Genomic DNA, 15991 nt, shown 5'->3' with positions numbered 1-15991 from the left:
GCGCACTTCAAGCGAACCGTCACCGTGCCCAAGTCCACAGAAAAATTAGATCTAGCTACCCGCGCCGCGTGGCTGTACTACGTCGCTGGCAATACCCAGAACGAGATCGCCGAGAAACTCCAGGTGTCACGCCCGGTCGCGCAGCGGCTGGTTGCTTTCGCCGTGGAAAAGAACCTGATTCGCGTGCGCGTCGATCACAAACTGGCCGATTGCCTCGCGCTGGCCGACCAGCTCTCGAAGCGCTACGGCCTGAGCATGTGCGAAGTCGTCCCGATCGACAGCGACACCTCGGAGGAAGTCGACCGCAAGCTGGCAGTGGCCGGCGCGCAGGTCATGGAACGCTATCTCGTGGAAGAAAAGCCGATGGTGGTCGCCGTGGGCAGCGGCCGTACGCTGAAAGCCGCGGTCGATCAGATCGCGCAACTGGAGCGTCCGCAGCACCGGTTGGTATCGATGGTCGGGGCGATCGCCCAGGACGGCTCCTCGAACCGCTATGACGTCGCGCTGCACATTTCGGAGAAGACCGGCGGCAAGCATTTTCTGCTGCCCGCGCCATTGCTCGCCGATAGCGAAGCCGAGCGCGCGCAGTGGTGCAATCACCGGCTTTACCGGATCGTCGAATCGTTGTTGGCCAAGGCGGATGTCGCGTTCGTGGGTATCGGCAATATCGGACCGAAATGTCCGTTGCACGAAGACGGCTTCATCACCTCCGCGGAGGTGAAGGAATTGATGCAGAACAGCGCGGTGGCCGAAATGCTCGGCCTGCCGATCGATGCAGCCGGCGCGCACGTCGAATCGCCGACCGGCCGGCGCGTTACCAGTATCGCGCTCGACTCGCCACCGCGGCGCCCTACCATCGGCTTTGCCGGCGGTGAGCGCAAGCGCGAGGCGCTGATCGCGGTGCTCAAAGGCGGCTGGCTGTCGGGACTGGTGACCGACGAGTCGTGCGCGCGAGCGGCGCTCGAAGCGTGATTGAAGGGGAAAGCGGCGCCCTCGCCGCTTTCCCCTTCACTGACTCACGCAGCCAGCACTTCGACGATCTTGCGCTGGAACGCTTTGCCTTCGCTGTCGAACAGATGGCAGTGTTCCGGCGTCGCGCCGAGCCGCTGCGTTTCGCCCTTGCTGTGGCGCTCGAGCGGCGGAATCCGCGCAATCAGGCCGTCCGGCGCCACGCTCGATTCCGCGTATAGATACGCTGCGTCACCGAGCGATTCGACCGCCATGGTTTTCGCCGACACACCGTCGTCGGCCATGCCCACGTGCAGATGCTCCGGACGAATGCCGACGGTGACCTTGTCGCCCTGCTTCACCGCGCCCGGCTCCACCGCGACACGCTGCGTCTCGCCGGTTTCGTAGCGCACCGTGACGCCATCATGCGTCACCGACTGCACCACTCCCTCCATGAAATTCATCTTCGGCGAACCGATAAAACCGGCGACGAAGCGATTGGCCGGCGCGTGATACAGCATGGTCGGGCTGCCGACCTGCTCCACATTGCCCGCCGACAGCACGACGATCTTGTCGGCCAGCGTCATGGCTTCGACCTGATCGTGCGTCACGTAGATCATCGTGGTCTTCAGCTCGTCGTGCAAACGCGCGAATTCGAGGCGCATTTTCACGCGCAGCGCGGCGTCCAGATTCGACAAGGGTTCGTCGAACAGGAACACTTTCGGCTTGCGCGTAATCGCGCGGCCGATTGCAACCCGCTGACGTTGACCGCCGGAGAGCTGCTTCGGCTTGCGATCGAGCAGATGGTCGATGTGCAGAATCTTCGCTGCATTGCGCACGGCGGCGTCGATCTCGGGCTTCTTGGTGCCGGCGAGTTTCAGACCGAAGGCCATGTTGTCGTACAGCGTCATGTGCGGATACAGCGCGTACGACTGGAACACCATCGCGATGCCGCGCTTGGCGGGCGGCACGTCGTTCACGCGTGCATTGTCGATGGTCAGATCGCCGCCGGTGATGTCTTCGAGGCCGGCGATCATCCGCATCAGCGTCGATTTACCACAACCGCTCGGGCCCACGAACACGACGAATTCGCCGTCCAGGATGTCGAGGTTGATGTCGCGCATCACCTCGTTGTCGTCGTAAGCCTTCCTGATGTTGCGCAGAGTTACGCTTGCCATGATGTGTCTCCGTGTGTTGCTCTTACTGCGTTAATTCGTTTGTCCAGGGGCTGTGCCAGATGCCGCGCCAACGCGGCCGCGCTTATGGCGCCGCGGCCGTTGCGCTCAGCGTCCATTGCGCGACCAGTTCCGGCAACTGCAGCATGTCGTCGAAAACGTGGCGCGCGCCGGCTGCATGCAATGCATCGATCTGCGCGTCGCTCGCATGACCGCCGCCGATAAAGCCCAGCACCGTCATACCCGCCGCGCTCGCCGCCGTCACACCCGTCACGCTGTCCTCCACCACGAGGCAGGCCGACGGCGCGAGACCGAGACCTTGCGCGGCAGCGAGATAGACGTCCGGTGCAGGTTTCGGATTCGGCACCGCGTCGGCGCAAAAAAGCCGATTGCCGAAGAACTTCACGAGACCCGTGCGCGCCAGCACGCTCTCCACATAGGGCCGGAAACTGTTGCTCGCGCAGGCCTTGGTGAGCGGCACCTGGGCCAGCGCGGTTTCGATTCCTTCAACTGTCGGCGCCTGCATCGCCGCCGCTTCCACCGCCCCGCGGATTGCCTCGACATCGTCGGCGCTGAGGCTCCTGCCCAGTTGCGCCGCCGTGCCTTGCAGCACCTTTTCGATGCGCAGGCCGAGCAGCGGCAGCACCACCGGTTCGACATCGGCATCGGGCCAGCGCGCTTCGAGTTCGTGCACCAGCATGCGCGCCGCTACGGCTTCGCTGTCGATCAGCACGCCGTCGCAATCGCAGATCAACGCGAACTGACCTCCATTCGTGCTTGCGGTCATTTGACCGCCCCGAACGTAAGGCCGCGCACCAGTTGCTTCTGCGACAGCCAGCCGACGATCAGGATCGGTGCGACCGCGAGCAGCGACGCGGCGGAAAGCTTCGCCCAGAACAAGCCTTCCGGACTCGAATACGACGCGATGAACACCGTCAGCGGCGCAGCGTTCGAACTCGACAGGTTGATGCTCCAGAACGCCTCGTTCCACGACAGGATCACCAGCAGCAGCGCAGTGGAGGCGAGCCCCGGCAACGACATCGGCATCAGCAGATAGACGATTTCCTGCCAGGTGGCCGCGCCGTCGATCCGTCCGGCTTCGAGAATGTCGCGCGGAATTTCAGCGAAGTACGTGAACGACATCCACACCGCGATCGGCAGATTGATCAGCGTGTAGACGATCACCAGACCCGACACGGTATCGAGCAGCCCGCTGTTCTTCCACAGCAGATAAATCGGCACCAGCACGCCGACCGACGGCATCATCTTGGTCGACAGCATCCACAGCAGCACTTTCTGCGTGCGGCGCGTCGGAAAGAAAGCCATCGCGTACGCGGCCGGCACGGCGAGCAGCAGGCACAACACCGTGACGCCCAACGAGATCAGGATCGAATTCCACGCGAACGCAAAGTAATTGCTGCGCGCGAACACCTCGCGGAAGCTATCGAGCGTCGGGATGAAAAAAAGCGACGACGAATACGCCTGCTGCTCCGTCTTGAACGCGGTGATCGTCATCCAGAAGATCGGGAAGAACAGCAGCAACGCGACCAGCCATGCGATCACGCCAGGAATGCCGCGGCGAATCGCGTCGAACGGCGACTTGGCCGGCACAGTAATGGACGTCGTGCTCGACGCCGGTGTAGAGGCAACGTGGCTCATTTTTCGTACTCCCCTTTCAGGTTCTTCGCGAGCATCCGCACGAGGAAGAACGACACGATGTTAGCCAGCACGACAGCCAGAATGCCGCCTGCCGAAGCAAGACCGACGTCGAACTGTTGCAGGCCCAGCGAATAGATCAGGTACGACAGATTGGTGGTCGCGGTGCCCGGACCGCCGCCCGTGGTCGTATAGATTTCGGCGAAGATCGACAGCAGGAAAATCGTCTCCATCATCACCACCACCGCGATCGCCCGTTTCAGGTGAGGCAGCGTGATGTAGAAGAACATCGAGAACGGACCCGCACCGTCGATACGCGCTGCTTCCTTCTGCTCCTGATCGAGCGACTGGATCGCGGTGAACAGAATCAGGAACGCGAACGGCAACCATTGCCACGCAACGATCATGATCACTGCCGTCAACGGATAATCGGCGAACCAGTCGATCGGCTGCAGACCGATCGCGCGCATGCCCTGGGCGATCAGGCCATACACCGGATGCAGGATCATGTTCTTCCAGATCAGCGCGCTGACTGTCGGCATCACAAAGAACGGTGCGATCGCCAGCAGCCGCGCGATGCCCTGTCCGTAGAACTTGCGGTCGAACAGGATCGCCATCAGCACGCCGCCGACCACCGTAATCACCAGCACCGAGATAATCAGTTCGAGGGTGTGCCCGATCGACGGTCCGAATGAAGGATCGGTGGCCAGATACTTGTAGTTGTCGAATCCGGCGAAGCCTTTGAGATCCGGATTCAGCAGGTTGTAGCGCGAGAACGAAAACCAGATCGTCATCGCCAGCGGAATAGCCATCCACAGCACGAGTACCGCGACCGAGGGCGAGACGAGCCAGCGGGCGGAATTGGCTTTGCGGGTTTCGCGTTCTTTTTCTGTCTGGGGATGGGCATGCATGAGAGGTAGGCGCAGAGGACGCATGATTGACCACCTGTTCGGTAATGCGCGGGTTGTCCGCCAAAGACACCGCCTTAGCCGCGCTTTAGCCACATCACTCGCCGCGACGCCAGGCGATGTCGCGGCGCGTGAGTGGCAATTGGCCGGTAGTTAACCGGCAGATAAGCGGCAAATAAGCGGCGACACATGCCGGGACGGCCCGCTGTGCTGCGTGAGCCGGCTGACGGGCGTCAGCCGGCGCGTTTCACGTTACGCTCCGGTACCTGGCTCCAGTACCGATAGTGCGGCTTACTTCTTACTTCTGATAGCCGGCCTGTTGTACGGCGCGATTCGCCGTTGCCTGTCCGGCTGCCAGTGCCTGATCGACCGTCATCTGACCGGCAACCGCGCCGGAGATGCTCTGACCGACCACCGTGCCGAACGACTGGAACTCAGGGATGCCGACGAACTGCACACCGGTGTAGGGCACCGGCTTGAGCGTCGGATGATCCGGATCCGCCGTCTCGATTGCCTTCAGCACGAAGTCGCCGAACGGGGCTGCCTGCTTGTATTCAGGGCGCGCGTAGGTCGATTGACGCGTTCCCGGCGGCACCGATGCCCAGCCTTCGTCCTTCGCAACCAGTTCAATGTACTGCTTCGAGGTAGCCCAGGCGATGAACTTCTTCGCCGCGTCGGCCTGCTTTGACGACTTCGGAATGGCCAGCGCCCACGCCCACAGCCAGTGCGAGCCCTTCGGCGTGACTTCGATCGGCGCCGCTGCAAAGCCCACCTTGTCGGCGATCTGCGACTGCTGCTTGTTGTAGAGCATGCCGGCGGCCACCGTGGCGTCGATCCACATCCCGCACTTGCCCGAAGACATCAGCGTGAGGTTTTCGTTGAAGCCGTTCGAGCTCGCTCCCGGAGGGCCGTCTTTCTTCAACAGGTTGACGTAGAAGGTGATGGCCTTCTTCCATTCCGGCGAGGTCAGTTGCGCCTGCCACTTTTCGTCGAACCAGCGGCCGCCAAACGTATTCACGACTGTCGTCGCGTACGCCATGTTTTCGCCCCAGCCGGCCTTGCCGCGCAGACAGATGCCATAGATGCCGTTGGCTTTGTCGGTGAGCTTGTCGGCGAACTGCGCGATCTGGTCGTAGGTCGGCTGATCGGGCATTTTCAGGCCCTTGGCCGCGAACAGGTCCTTGCGGTAATACGTCATCGAGCTTTCGACGTAGAACGGCAGCGCGTACAGCTGGCCGCCGCTCGAGAGGCCGTCGCGGGCCGTCTTCACGACGTCGTTCAGATCGTAATCGGCGGGCAGGCCCGTCAGCGGCGTGAGCCAGCCGCGCTTGCCCCATTGCGGCGTTTCGTACGCGCCGATCGTCATCACGTCGAACTGGCCGCTGCCGGTCGTGATGTCGGTGGTGGCGCGTTGACGCAGCACGTTTTCTTCGAGAATCACCCAGTTGAGCTTGATGTCCGGATTGGCCTGCTCGAAAGCGGGCGAGAGCTTCTTCAGCTCGATCATGTCCGGATTGTTCAACGTGGCAATGGTCACCGTGGCCGCCGACGCGCTCAACGCAAAGCACGCCAGAGCACCGGCACTGAGCGCCTTCAGCGCGGATTGAGTAGCTGGTTTCATGTGTTGTCTCCTTTCTCGTACGTTATGTAGTGCTGCGTTTGTTCTACGAAAATGACGAAGGGTGAAGCGGGTAGGTCAAGCCGGCTCGGCTCATCCCGCGCTGCTATCCGCTCAGCTCATCCAGTTCCCACCGTCCACGTTCAGGGTTTGCGCGGTGATGTAGTCGGCATCCGCCGACGCGAGAAACAGGGCAGCGCCGGTCAGATCGTCCGGCACACCCATTCGGCCGAGCGGCACCGCTTCACCGACCAGGCGTTTCTTCTCGCCGAGCGGCCGGTTTTCATAGCGGGCGAAGAGCGCGTCGACCTCTTTCCACATCGGCGTATCGACAACGCCCGGCGCGATGCCGTTCACATTGATCTTATGCGGTGCAAGGGCCAAGGCTGCGGACTGCGTATAGCTGAGTACGGCGGCTTTGGTTGCGCAGTAGTGCGACACCAGCGCCTCACCGCGCCGGCCGGCTTGCGACGACATATTGATGATCTTGCCGCCGCGGCCCTGCTCGACCATTTTCCGGGCGACGGTTTGCATCAGGAAAAACATGCCTTTCACGTTCACCGCGAAGAGGCGGTCGAATACGTCCCAGGATTCGTCGAGGATCGGGCGCATATCGAAGAGCGCCGCGTTGTTGAACAGGATATCGACCTGGCCGAAGCGCTCCAGCGTACTCGCGAGAATGCGTTCGATGTCTTCGCGGCGCGTCACGTCGGCGCTGACAGTCAGCACCCGGTCGCCATAAGCGGCGGATAGCGCGTCGCCGAAACTGTCCGCCGGCTTCACATCGACCAGCACGCAACGCGCGCCTTCGTCCAGATAGCGCCGGGCCACGGCTTCACCGATTCCGCTTGCCGCGCCCGTCAGAATGGCCACCTTGTCTTGCAATCGTGCCGCCACTGCCTGTCTCCGGTTCGTTTCGCTTCTTGTGGCGCGGTGAGCGAACGCTCGTTGCGCGAACAATTGCTCTGTTAGTGATCGAATGATCGGATACGGACCGGGTCATGTCAAGGCGCTCGATCAGATTTCGATGGTGCAGCGCGGCAGGACTCGCTTGCAGCCCTTATGTGTCCGTGGCGCACCCGCTCTCCGCCTGCCGCCTCGCCCAACACGCCTGCGGGAAAGAAAGATCGAAGACGGCAAGGCAGCCTTTTGCCGACGCCGCTGCCAAAAAATCGAGATACGTTATATCATTTCGAACTCGCTCGGCCTGTGGCCATCGGCATAAGCGCGGCCTCCGCGCGGCGCGCTGGCGTGTGCGCACGAGCGACTGTAAGAACACCGGGCGTACCGTCCCTTACGTTTGTCATTCATTCAACTCTCACGCAGCAGGAAACGACGATGAAAAAATTCGGCTCGATGTTGAACGGGGCGCGCCGTGCGCTGACGCTGTCGAAGACCGTGGCCATGGGCGCGACGGCCGCTGCTGCTTTCACGCTCAGCCATGCCGCGTTTGCCGCGGATGCGAAAATCCCGGTAGTGGCAGCAGAGAATTTTTACGGCGACGTCGTGCAACAACTGGGCGGCGATCGCGTCGATGTCACGAGCATCCTGAGCAATCCGGATCAGGACCCGCATCTGTTCGAAGCCAGCCCGAAGACGGCGCGCGCGCTGCAGCATGCAAGCCTTGTGGTCTACAACGGCGCCGACTACGATCCGTGGATGGCAAAATTGCTGGGCGCCTCGAAGAGCGCGAAGCGCACCACGATCGTCGCGGCGGATCTGGTCGGCAAGAAAGGCGGCGATAATCCGCACCTCTGGTACGACCCGGCGACCATGCCGAAAGTGGCGCGCGCGGTAAGCGAGGCGCTCGTCGCGGCTGACCCGGCGCACAAGTCGGCGTACGATGCGAACCTCGCGAAGTTTCTCGATTCGCTGAAGCCGATCGACGCCAAGGTCGCCGATCTGCATGGCCGCTACGCCGGCGTGCCGGTCACGGCGACCGAGCCGGTGTTCGGCTATATGTCGGACGCGATCGGCCTCTCGATGCGCAATTTGCGCTTCCAGTTGGCGACGATGAACGACACTGAAGCAAGCGCGGCGGATATCGCCGCGTTCGAACGCGATCTGCGCGAAAAGCGCGTGCGCGTTCTGATCTATAACAGCCAGGCAACCGAGGCCCTGACCAAACGCATGTTGAAGCTCGCGCAGCAATCGAAGGTGCCGACCATGAGCGTCACCGAAACCGAACCGGCCGGCAAGACCTATCAGACGTGGATGCTGACGCAGCTTGACGCGCTCTCCACGGCGCTGGCCGCGGGCGATGCGAGTGCAGCGAATGCGGCGGCCACTCCGCCCAAAGGAAAAACCCAATGACTGAGACTGGCCGCGGCACGCCAGCTAATGCATCGAACAATGCATCAACCAGCGGACGCACCACTGCGCCCGTGCTCGAACTCGAGCACGTAACGCTCGAACTCGGTGGCCGCACGATTCTGCGCGACACCGGCTTCGTGGTGAACCAGGGCGAATTCATCGGTGTGCTCGGGCCGAACGGCGCGGGCAAAACCACACTGATGCGCGCGGTGCTCGGCCTCGTGCCGGCCGCGAGCGGCGCGATCCGCGTGCTGGGGCAACCGGTCGAGCGCGGCAACGCGGCGATCGGTTATATGCCGCAGACACGCAGCGCGCTGGCCGGGCGTCGCGTGCGCGGCCGCGACTTCGTCGCGATGGCCGCCGATGGGCACCGCTGGGGCCTGCCCCATGCAGACAGCAAAACCCGCGCGGACGTCGAACGGGTGCTGGATCTGGTGGGCGGCCGCCAGTTGGCCGAGCGGCCGTTGTCTGAACTGTCGGGTGGCGAGCGTCAGCGTTTGCTGCTCGCTCAATGCCTGCTTGGCAACCCCAAACTGCTGTTGCTCGACGAACCGCTGATCAGTCTCGATCCGCATCATCAGAAAAGCGTCGTCGAACTGGTGCGGCGCGTTCAGCAGGAACTCGGCATCGCCGTGCTGTTCTCGGCGCATGAGTTGAATCCGCTTTTGCACGCGCTCGATCGCGTGCTGTATCTCGGCAGCGGCGTCGCCGCGCTCGGCACGGTCGACGAAGTCATTACGCGGCCGGTACTGTCGCGCCTCTACGGCTCGCCGATCGACGTGATGCGCGTGAACGGCCGCATCTTCGTGATGTCGGGCGACGTCGAAGTCGAAAAACACGACCACGAGCACGAACACGACGAGAACGGCGGCCATAGCCATTCGCACTCGCACGATCATGGCCACGATCACGGCCACTCACACCAGCACGACTCACGCGACGGACACACGCACGATGTTTGAATACGATTTCATGGTGAACGCGTTCGCGGCGTCGGGGATCGTCGCGGTGCTGGCAGGCGTGGTGGGCTATTTTCTGGTGATGCGCGGGCAGACCTTCGCGGGCCACGCGCTCTCGCACGTCGGCTTCACGGGTGCGACCGGCGCGGTGCTGATCGGCATCTCGCCGATCTGGGGGATGATCGGCTTCACGCTCGCCGCAGGTGTCGGCATGGGCGCGCTCGGCGAGCGGCTCGCCGGACGCGATGTGGCGATCGGCGTGATCCTGTCGCTGTCGCTAGGCTTCGGCTTGCTGTTCCTGCACTTCTTCACGGCGTACGCGACCCAGGTGACCGCGCTGCTGTTCGGCAACGTGCTCGGCGTGAATGCGTCGACGCTCGGCGTGCTGGCGGGGTTGGGTATCGTCAGCTTGCTAGCGCTTGCGGCGATCATGCGGCCGTTGCTATTTGCTTCGCTGCAACCGGAATTGGCCGAAGCGAAGGGCGTGTCGCTGCGCAAGGTGTCGGTGCTGTTTCTGGCGATTGCCGCGCTGGCCGTTGCAGCGTGCACGCAGATTGTCGGCGTGCTGCTGGTCTTCACGCTGATGGTGGGACCGGCCGCCGCGGCGCAAAACATGACTACGCGGCTCTCGACCGGTCTCGTACTCGCCGCCGTGTTTGCGCTGATTCAGGCGTGGCTGGGTCTGACGCTGGCGTTCTATACCGATTGGCCGACGAGCTTCTGGATCACGGTGCTGTCGGCGGTGGTGTATGGCGGGAGTTTGTTGCGGCGGCGTTGAGCACCTTCGCGTGATGCGCGATGTGATCTTCGATGAACGTCGAGATGAAGTAGTAGCCGTGGTCGTAGCCTGCGTGACGGCGCAACGTCAGCGGCTGCCCCGCGGCTTTGCAGGCCGCTTCGAACACATCCGGATTCAACTGCTCGGCAAGGAACTGATCCGCCAGCCCCTGATCGACCAGAATCCCTTCCTTGAACTTGCGCGACGACTGCGCGACGAGTTCGCTCGAGTCGTACTTGCGCCACCCTTCCCGGTCTTCACCCAGATATCCGCTGAACGCCTTCACGCCCCACGGGCACTGTGAAGGCGCCGCGATCGGCGCGAACGCCGACACCGACCGGTAGATCTCCGGGTTGCGCAGCGCCAGCATCAACGCACCATGACCACCCATCGAATGCCCGAAAATGCCCAGACGCGCGCCGTCCACCGGCAGATTCGCGAGCACCGTTTCACGCAGTTCGTCGCGCACGTACGAGTACATCCGGTAATGCTTCGCCCACGGCTGCTGGGTCGCGTCGACGTAAAAGCCCGCGCCCACGCCGAAGTCCCATGCTGCACTTTCGCCCGGCACGCCCGCACCGCGCGGACTGGTGTCCGGCGCGATCAGCGCGATGCCGTGCTGCGCCGCGAAGCGCTGCGCGCCCGCCTTGACCGGAAAGGTTTCTTCCGTGCAGGTCAGACCCGCGAGATAGAACAGCGCGGGCACATTCGCGTTGGCCTGCAAGGCCTGCGGCGGCAGATACACCGAGAAACGCATCGGCAGACCGACGGTCTGCGAGTCGTGACGATAGATGCGCTGCTCGCCGCCATGGCAGGCATGCGACGACAATAGTTCAAGCATGGCGAAACTCCCGCTTTAGTACAGCACGACCGAGCGGATCGACTCGCCCTTCTTCATCAGGTCGAAGCCTTCGTTGATGCGTTCGAGCGGCAGACGGTGCGTGATCAGGTCGTCGATATTGATCTTGCCTTCCATGTACCAGTCGACGATCTTCGGCACGTCCGTGCGGCCACGTGCACCGCCGAACGCCGAGCCCTTCCACTCGCGGCCCGTCACCAGCTGGAACGGCCGGGTGCTGATCTCCTCGCCCGCCGCCGCCACGCCGATGATGAACGATTGCCCCCAGCCCTTGTGCGTGCACTCCAGCGCCTGACGCATCACTTTCGTATTGCCGATACATTCGAACGAGTAGTCCGCGCCGCCATCGGTGAGTTGCACGATGTGATCGACCACGTTCTCCACTTCGTTCGGGTTGATGAAGTGGGTCATGCCGAATTTCTTCGCCAGTTCGACGCGTCCCGGATTGATGTCGACACCGATGATCTTATCCGCGCCGACCATCTTCGCACCCTGGATCACATTGAGGCCGATGCCGCCGAGACCGAACACCACCACGTTCGCGCCCGCTTCGACCTTCGCCGAATACACGACCGCGCCCACGCCCGTCGTCACGCCACAGCCGATGTAGCAGATCTTGTCGAACGGCGCATCTTCGCGCACCTTCGCCACCGCGATTTCCGGCACGACGATGTAGTTCGAAAACGTGGATGTGCCCATGTAGTGAAACAGCGGCTTGCCATCCAGCGAGAAACGCGATGTGGCGTCGGGCATCAACCCTTTGCCCTGCGTCGAACGGATCGCCTGGCAAAGATTGGTCTTGCGCGATAGACAGAATTTGCACTGGCGGCATTCCGGCGTGTAGAGCGGAATCACGTGGTCGCCCTTCTTCAGCGTGCCGACACCCGGACCGACGTCGACGATCACGCCCGCGCCTTCGTGGCCGAGAATCGCCGGGAAGATGCCTTCCGGATCGGCGCCGGAGAGCGTGTAGTAATCGGTATGGCAGATCCCGGTGGCCTTCACTTCGATCAGGACTTCGCCGGCGCGCGGGCCTTCCAGATCCACTTCCTCGATCGTCAACGGGGCGCCGGCTTTCCATGCGATTGCTGCTTTGGTCTTCATCGTGAATGCTCCTGTGAGTCTGTGAATGCCTCGCGCGTCGCGCAGAAATATCGCGCGGCGCGCCGGTGTCGCGGGTCGTCTGCCGCAGGATCGCCTGCCGCAGGATCGCCTGCCGCAGGATCGCCTGCCGCAGTTAATTCCTAATTCGTCTGCCGGGCTATGAACGGACGATGCTGCTTTCGTCCGACTCATGGGCCGGCCTATACCTTAGCGTGCAAAAGCCGTAATGGTATTGCAAAGTGCGTCGCCGCATTGTCCGTAGCTGACATCGCTCGGGTTACCGAAGCGGAGGTTCGCCGAACCAGGATTCGACGCGACCATACAGATCCAGAAAGCGCGCATAACGTTCGGCAAGCGCCGCGTCGCCTTGCGGTCCGGCAACGCGCGTCGCGCCTGGGGCAAGCGCGGCGAGATCCCTCGCGTGCCAATGCCCGCTTGCCAATCCGCCGAGAATGGCCGCGCCACGTGGCGCCGCGTTGGGACAATCCACCGCATAGAGTTCGACGTTCAGCGCGTCGGCTAGCAACTGCCGCCAGCGCGCATCGACGGAACCGCCGCCCGCGAGTTTCAGGGCCGTCACGGTCGCGCCGCTCGCGCGGATCGCGTCGAGCCCAGCGCGCAACGAGAAGGCAACGCCTTCGAACGCGGCGCGCATCATCGTGCCGCGCGTGTGGTCAAGCGCGAGGCCGAGCCAACCGCCGCGGGCCGCCGGGTTGAGCCATGGAGTGCGCTCGCCGGTGAGGTACGGCAGGAAGGTGAGGCCGGTTGCGGTTGTAGCGCCTGCGGCAGCGTCGGATGCATCAGCGAACGCGTCGCGATACGCATCGGCCCATTCATACGACAGCCAGCCCCGCACGCGTTCGAGCGCGACGCCGACGTTTTGCATCGCCGCCATGCGATACCAGTGATCGCTCGCGGCGCGATAGCGATGCAGGCCTCTCACGGCTGGCGGCGCGTGTTCGGCGAGCACGACGATTTGTCCACCGGTGCCGGTGGTGAGCAATGCGTCGCCATCGCTCGCGAGACCGCTGCCGAGTGCGGCACACGGCGTATCGGCCGCGCCGATCGCGAGCACGATGCCGGCGCGCAGGCCCAGTTCCTGTGCCGCTTCCCGCGACAGCGTGCCGCCTGCCGCATAGGAAGGTGCGAGCGGCGCAAACCATTCATGCGGCAACTCGAATCGCTCGAGCAGCGTCAGATCCCACACGCCTGCCGGATCGGCAAGCGCGGTCGCACAGGCATCGGAAGGATCGGTTGCGAGCGCACCGCCCAGCGCGACGCGCAGCCAGTCTTTCGGTTGCAGCGCCCAACGCGTCCTGCGCGCGGCTTGCGGTTCGTTCTGCACGATCCAGCGCAGCAAAGGACCGGCCATGCCGGGCGCAACCGGATTCGGCTGCGGCTCGGGCCATTGATCGAGCAAACCCAATGCGCGCGTGTCGGGCCAGAGCATCGCGGGGCGCACTGCTACGCCATTCGCGTCGATCAGAACCACGCCATGCATCTGTCCGGAGAAACCGATTGCCTGCACCTCGCGGCGCAAATCCTCGGGCAAACGCGCCGCCGCTTCGCGAAGCGCGCGCCACCAGGTCTGCACCGAAGTTTCGGCCCAGCCGGGGTGTGGCGTTTCGAGTGCGTACGCGACACTCGCCGCAGCCAGTTCGCGGCCGCTTTTGTCGACGATTGCTACTTTGAGCGAGCCGGTGCCGAGGTCGATGCCAAGAAAACTCATGGGCGATAGAACGTCAATTTGAGCGTGGAGACAAGCACGCGAAAGATGTCTGGAACGGCATATTTTCCATCACCGCTGCGTCGTTTCGGAAGTGCACCCCGATGCACGCAGAAAACCGGAAATCGCGGGTTAACCCCGCCCTGTCGCGAGTTGTACAAAAACAGCACTATGCGTTGAGCGAGATACACCCCATTGATTCTCACACATATCACGTTGAGGCGAGCGCGCACCGCGCATGAGCGCCCATCGCCACTGCATGGGCCTGACGGCCGATTTGTGCGGTGCGGTCATTTCTTTTTGCTTTCAAATGAGTCTCATGCATATCGTCACCGGGAATGCCGGAATAGGCCCCAGTGGTCTTGTTGCGCTTTTTCGTTCCGCATACCTTGGAGTCATCCCAAAACGAGATGGTGGAGAGAGACAAAATGCAATCGAACACGGTTCACCCGTGCGACGAGCGACTGCCCGCAGGCCAGTTGCTGACGCTCGGCATTCAGCACGTTTTGGTGATGTACGCAGGCGCAGTTGCGGTGCCGCTCATCATTGGCGCCGCGTTGAAACTGCCGAAAGACCAGATCGCGTTCCTGATCAGCGCGGATCTGTTTTCCTGTGGCATCGCTACGCTGATTCAGACGCTCGGTCTGTGGATCTTCGGCATTCGTCTGCCGGTCATCATGGGTTGCACATTCGCGGCCGTCGGCCCGATGGTCGCGATCGGCACGAATCCCTCGCTCGGTATCCTCGATATCTTCGGCTCGACGATCGCGGCCGGCGTGATCGGCATCATCCTCGCGCCGGCGGTCGGCAAGCTGTTGCGCTTCTTCCCGCCGGTGGTGATCGGCGTGGTGATCTCGGTGATCGGCCTCTCACTGATGGAAGTGGGCATCAACTGGGCAGCCGGCGGCGTCGGCAATCCTGATTACGGCAATCCGATCTACCTCGGCCTGTCGCTGATCGTGCTGATGCTGATTCTGCTGATCAACAAGTTCGCCAAGGGCTTCATGGCGAATATCTCCGTGTTGCTCGGCATCGTCGCGGGTTTCGTGATCGCGCTGGCACTTGGCCGCGTCAACATGGACGGCGTCACGCACGCACCGTGGGTCGGTTTCGTCATGCCGTTCCACTTTGGCCTGCCGCATTTCGATCCGCTCGCCATCGCGACGATGGTCACCGTGATGTTCGTCACCTTCATCGAATCGACCGGCATGTTCCTCGCGGTGGGCGACATGGTGGATCGTCCGGTGGATCAGAAGACGCTGGTGCGCGGTCTGCGCGTCGACGGTCTGGGCACGCTGATCGGCGGCATCTTCAACTCGTTTCCGCATACCTCGTTCTCGCAGAACGTCGGCCTGATCGGTGTGACCGGTGTGAAGAGCCGCTTTGTCTGCGCGATGGGCGGCGTGATTCTGGTGTTGCTGGGCCTGTTCCCGAAGATGGCGCAAGTGGTTGCTTCGGTGCCGGCCTTCGTGCTGGGCGGCGCGGGCATCGTGATGTTCGGCATGGTCGCGGCAAACGGCATCAAGGTGCTGGCCAAGGTCGACTTCGTGAAGAACCACCACAACCTGTTCATCGTCGCGGTCAGTATCGGCATGGGTCTGGTGCCGGTGGTGTCGCCGCAATTCTTCTCGAAGCTGCCGCCGGCGCTGTCGCCGCTGTTGCATAGCGGGATCTTGCTGGCGTCGGTGTCGGCGGTCGTGCTGAACCTGATCTTCAACGGTGTGAAGAGCGAGAAGAAAGCACAGTGCGAAATTCGCCGGGCCGGACATGATTTCGACGGACGCGGCGGCAATGAACCGCCCGCAGGCGACGAACTGCTGCGCGCTGCGGATGCGCACTGAGCGTCTGACTGGAACCGGCACCGTGCGACATAGATCGCGCTGAGCGCCGGGGCGAATTCGATTCGATCCAGGCATCAATAAAAAAAGCCACGGCATGCCGTGGCTT

Annotated in this window: 14 protein-coding genes; 5 read left to right on the top strand and 9 right to left on the bottom strand. The window is 62.8% G+C overall.

The window, feature by feature from the left end; translation table 11 throughout:
- Positions 1-24: 24 nt before the first annotated feature.
- Positions 25-972, top strand: coding sequence for a sugar-binding transcriptional regulator (locus tag GH665_RS02800; protein ID WP_153134574.1), 948 nt, complete (start codon positions 25-27; stop codon positions 970-972).
- A gap of 44 nt (positions 973-1016) precedes the next feature.
- Here GH665_RS02800 and GH665_RS02795 read toward each other — a convergent pair whose 3' ends face one another.
- From GH665_RS02795 to GH665_RS02770, 6 genes are all read right to left on the bottom strand, one after another.
- The gene (locus GH665_RS02795) at positions 1017-2126 is read right to left on the bottom strand and encodes an ABC transporter ATP-binding protein (protein ID WP_028197987.1); all 1110 of its coding nucleotides are present in this window, start codon (positions 2124-2126) and stop codon (positions 1017-1019) included.
- An 82-nt stretch (positions 2127-2208) separates the two neighbouring features.
- Positions 2209-2910, bottom strand: coding sequence for an HAD family hydrolase (locus GH665_RS02790; protein ID WP_153134573.1), 702 nt, complete (start codon positions 2908-2910; stop codon positions 2209-2211).
- On the bottom strand, positions 2907-3782 hold the full coding sequence (locus tag GH665_RS02785; protein ID WP_153134572.1) for a carbohydrate ABC transporter permease: 876 nt from the start codon (positions 3780-3782) through the stop codon (positions 2907-2909). Before GH665_RS02785 ends, GH665_RS02790 begins: the two co-directional genes overlap by 4 nt.
- Complete coding sequence (locus tag GH665_RS02780) at positions 3779-4714, bottom strand: carbohydrate ABC transporter permease (protein WP_074283773.1); 936 nt, start codon at positions 4712-4714, stop codon at positions 3779-3781. The genes GH665_RS02785 and GH665_RS02780 overlap by 4 nt, the downstream gene beginning before the upstream one ends.
- A 271-nt stretch (positions 4715-4985) precedes the next feature.
- Positions 4986-6308: an ABC transporter substrate-binding protein gene (locus GH665_RS02775; protein ID WP_153134571.1), complete on the bottom strand. Its 1323-nt coding sequence runs from the start codon at positions 6306-6308 to the stop codon at positions 4986-4988.
- 111 nt (positions 6309-6419) lie between these two features.
- On the bottom strand, positions 6420-7202 hold the full coding sequence (locus GH665_RS02770) for an L-iditol 2-dehydrogenase (protein WP_153134570.1): 783 nt from the start codon (positions 7200-7202) through the stop codon (positions 6420-6422).
- Between the two features lie 441 nt (positions 7203-7643).
- On the opposite strand from GH665_RS02770, the gene GH665_RS02765 reads away from it, so the two are divergent.
- From GH665_RS02765 to GH665_RS02755, 3 genes are read left to right on the top strand one after another with little or no spacing between them, the layout of a single operon-like run.
- Entirely contained in the window at positions 7644-8618 is a 975-nt protein-coding gene (locus GH665_RS02765) for a metal ABC transporter solute-binding protein (protein ID WP_153134569.1), read from the top strand.
- The gene (locus GH665_RS02760; protein WP_153134568.1) at positions 8615-9580 is read left to right on the top strand and encodes an ABC transporter ATP-binding protein; all 966 of its coding nucleotides are present in this window, start codon (positions 8615-8617) and stop codon (positions 9578-9580) included. The genes GH665_RS02765 and GH665_RS02760 overlap by 4 nt, the downstream gene beginning before the upstream one ends.
- The gene (locus GH665_RS02755; RefSeq protein ID WP_153134567.1) at positions 9573-10355 is read left to right on the top strand and encodes a metal ABC transporter permease; all 783 of its coding nucleotides are present in this window, start codon (positions 9573-9575) and stop codon (positions 10353-10355) included. The genes GH665_RS02760 and GH665_RS02755 overlap by 8 nt, the downstream gene beginning before the upstream one ends.
- On the opposite strand, the gene fghA is transcribed toward GH665_RS02755, so the two are convergent.
- The 3 genes from fghA to GH665_RS02740 all read right to left on the bottom strand — a co-directional run bounded on the left by fghA (position 10303) and on the right by GH665_RS02740 (position 14047).
- Positions 10303-11196: an S-formylglutathione hydrolase gene (fghA, locus tag GH665_RS02750; RefSeq protein WP_153134566.1), complete on the bottom strand. Its 894-nt coding sequence runs from the start codon at positions 11194-11196 to the stop codon at positions 10303-10305. The two genes, GH665_RS02755 and fghA, sit on opposite strands and share 53 nt — an antisense overlap.
- 15 nt (positions 11197-11211) lie before the next feature.
- The gene (locus tag GH665_RS02745; protein ID WP_074282323.1) at positions 11212-12318 is read right to left on the bottom strand and encodes an S-(hydroxymethyl)glutathione dehydrogenase/class III alcohol dehydrogenase; all 1107 of its coding nucleotides are present in this window, start codon (positions 12316-12318) and stop codon (positions 11212-11214) included.
- 277 nt (positions 12319-12595) lie between these two features.
- Complete coding sequence (locus GH665_RS02740) at positions 12596-14047, bottom strand: xylulokinase (RefSeq protein WP_153134565.1); 1452 nt, start codon at positions 14045-14047, stop codon at positions 12596-12598.
- A 425-nt stretch (positions 14048-14472) separates the two neighbouring features.
- Between GH665_RS02740 and GH665_RS02735 the strand changes: the two genes are divergently transcribed.
- The gene (locus GH665_RS02735) at positions 14473-15885 is read left to right on the top strand and encodes a nucleobase:cation symporter-2 family protein (protein WP_167530895.1); all 1413 of its coding nucleotides are present in this window, start codon (positions 14473-14475) and stop codon (positions 15883-15885) included.
- The last annotated feature ends 106 nt before the right edge of the window (positions 15886-15991 follow it).

The organism is Paraburkholderia agricolaris (assembly GCF_009455635.1).
Taxonomy (GTDB): domain Bacteria; phylum Pseudomonadota; class Gammaproteobacteria; order Burkholderiales; family Burkholderiaceae; genus Paraburkholderia; species Paraburkholderia agricolaris.
The sequence above is the reverse complement of the archived record's forward strand: the minus strand, read 5'-3'. Positions and strand labels throughout refer to the sequence as shown.

Bases quoted from the DNA above. Each gene is read 5' to 3' on its own strand.
- GH665_RS02795 (WP_028197987.1), bottom strand. From the start codon at position 2,126: ATGGCAAGCGTAACTCTGCGCAACATCAGGAAGGCTTACGACGACAAC.
- GH665_RS02790 (WP_153134573.1), bottom strand. From the start codon at position 2,910: ATGACCGCAAGCACGAATGGAGGTCAGTTCGCGTTGATCTGCGATTGC.
- GH665_RS02785 (WP_153134572.1), bottom strand. From the start codon at position 3,782: ATGAGCCACGTTGCCTCTACACCGGCGTCGAGCACGACGTCCATTACT.
- GH665_RS02780 (WP_074283773.1), bottom strand. From the start codon at position 4,714: ATGCGTCCTCTGCGCCTACCTCTCATGCATGCCCATCCCCAGACAGAA.
- GH665_RS02775 (WP_153134571.1), bottom strand. From the start codon at position 6,308: ATGAAACCAGCTACTCAATCCGCGCTGAAGGCGCTCAGTGCCGGTGCT.
- GH665_RS02765 (WP_153134569.1), top strand. From the start codon at position 7,644: ATGAAAAAATTCGGCTCGATGTTGAACGGGGCGCGCCGTGCGCTGACG.
- GH665_RS02760 (WP_153134568.1), top strand. From the start codon at position 8,615: ATGACTGAGACTGGCCGCGGCACGCCAGCTAATGCATCGAACAATGCA.
- GH665_RS02755 (WP_153134567.1), top strand. From the start codon at position 9,573: ATGTTTGAATACGATTTCATGGTGAACGCGTTCGCGGCGTCGGGGATC.
- fghA (WP_153134566.1), bottom strand. From the start codon at position 11,196: ATGCTTGAACTATTGTCGTCGCATGCCTGCCATGGCGGCGAGCAGCGC.
- GH665_RS02745 (WP_074282323.1), bottom strand. From the start codon at position 12,318: ATGAAGACCAAAGCAGCAATCGCATGGAAAGCCGGCGCCCCGTTGACG.
- GH665_RS02740 (WP_153134565.1), bottom strand. From the start codon at position 14,047: ATGAGTTTTCTTGGCATCGACCTCGGCACCGGCTCGCTCAAAGTAGCA.
- GH665_RS02735 (WP_167530895.1), top strand. From the start codon at position 14,473: ATGCAATCGAACACGGTTCACCCGTGCGACGAGCGACTGCCCGCAGGC.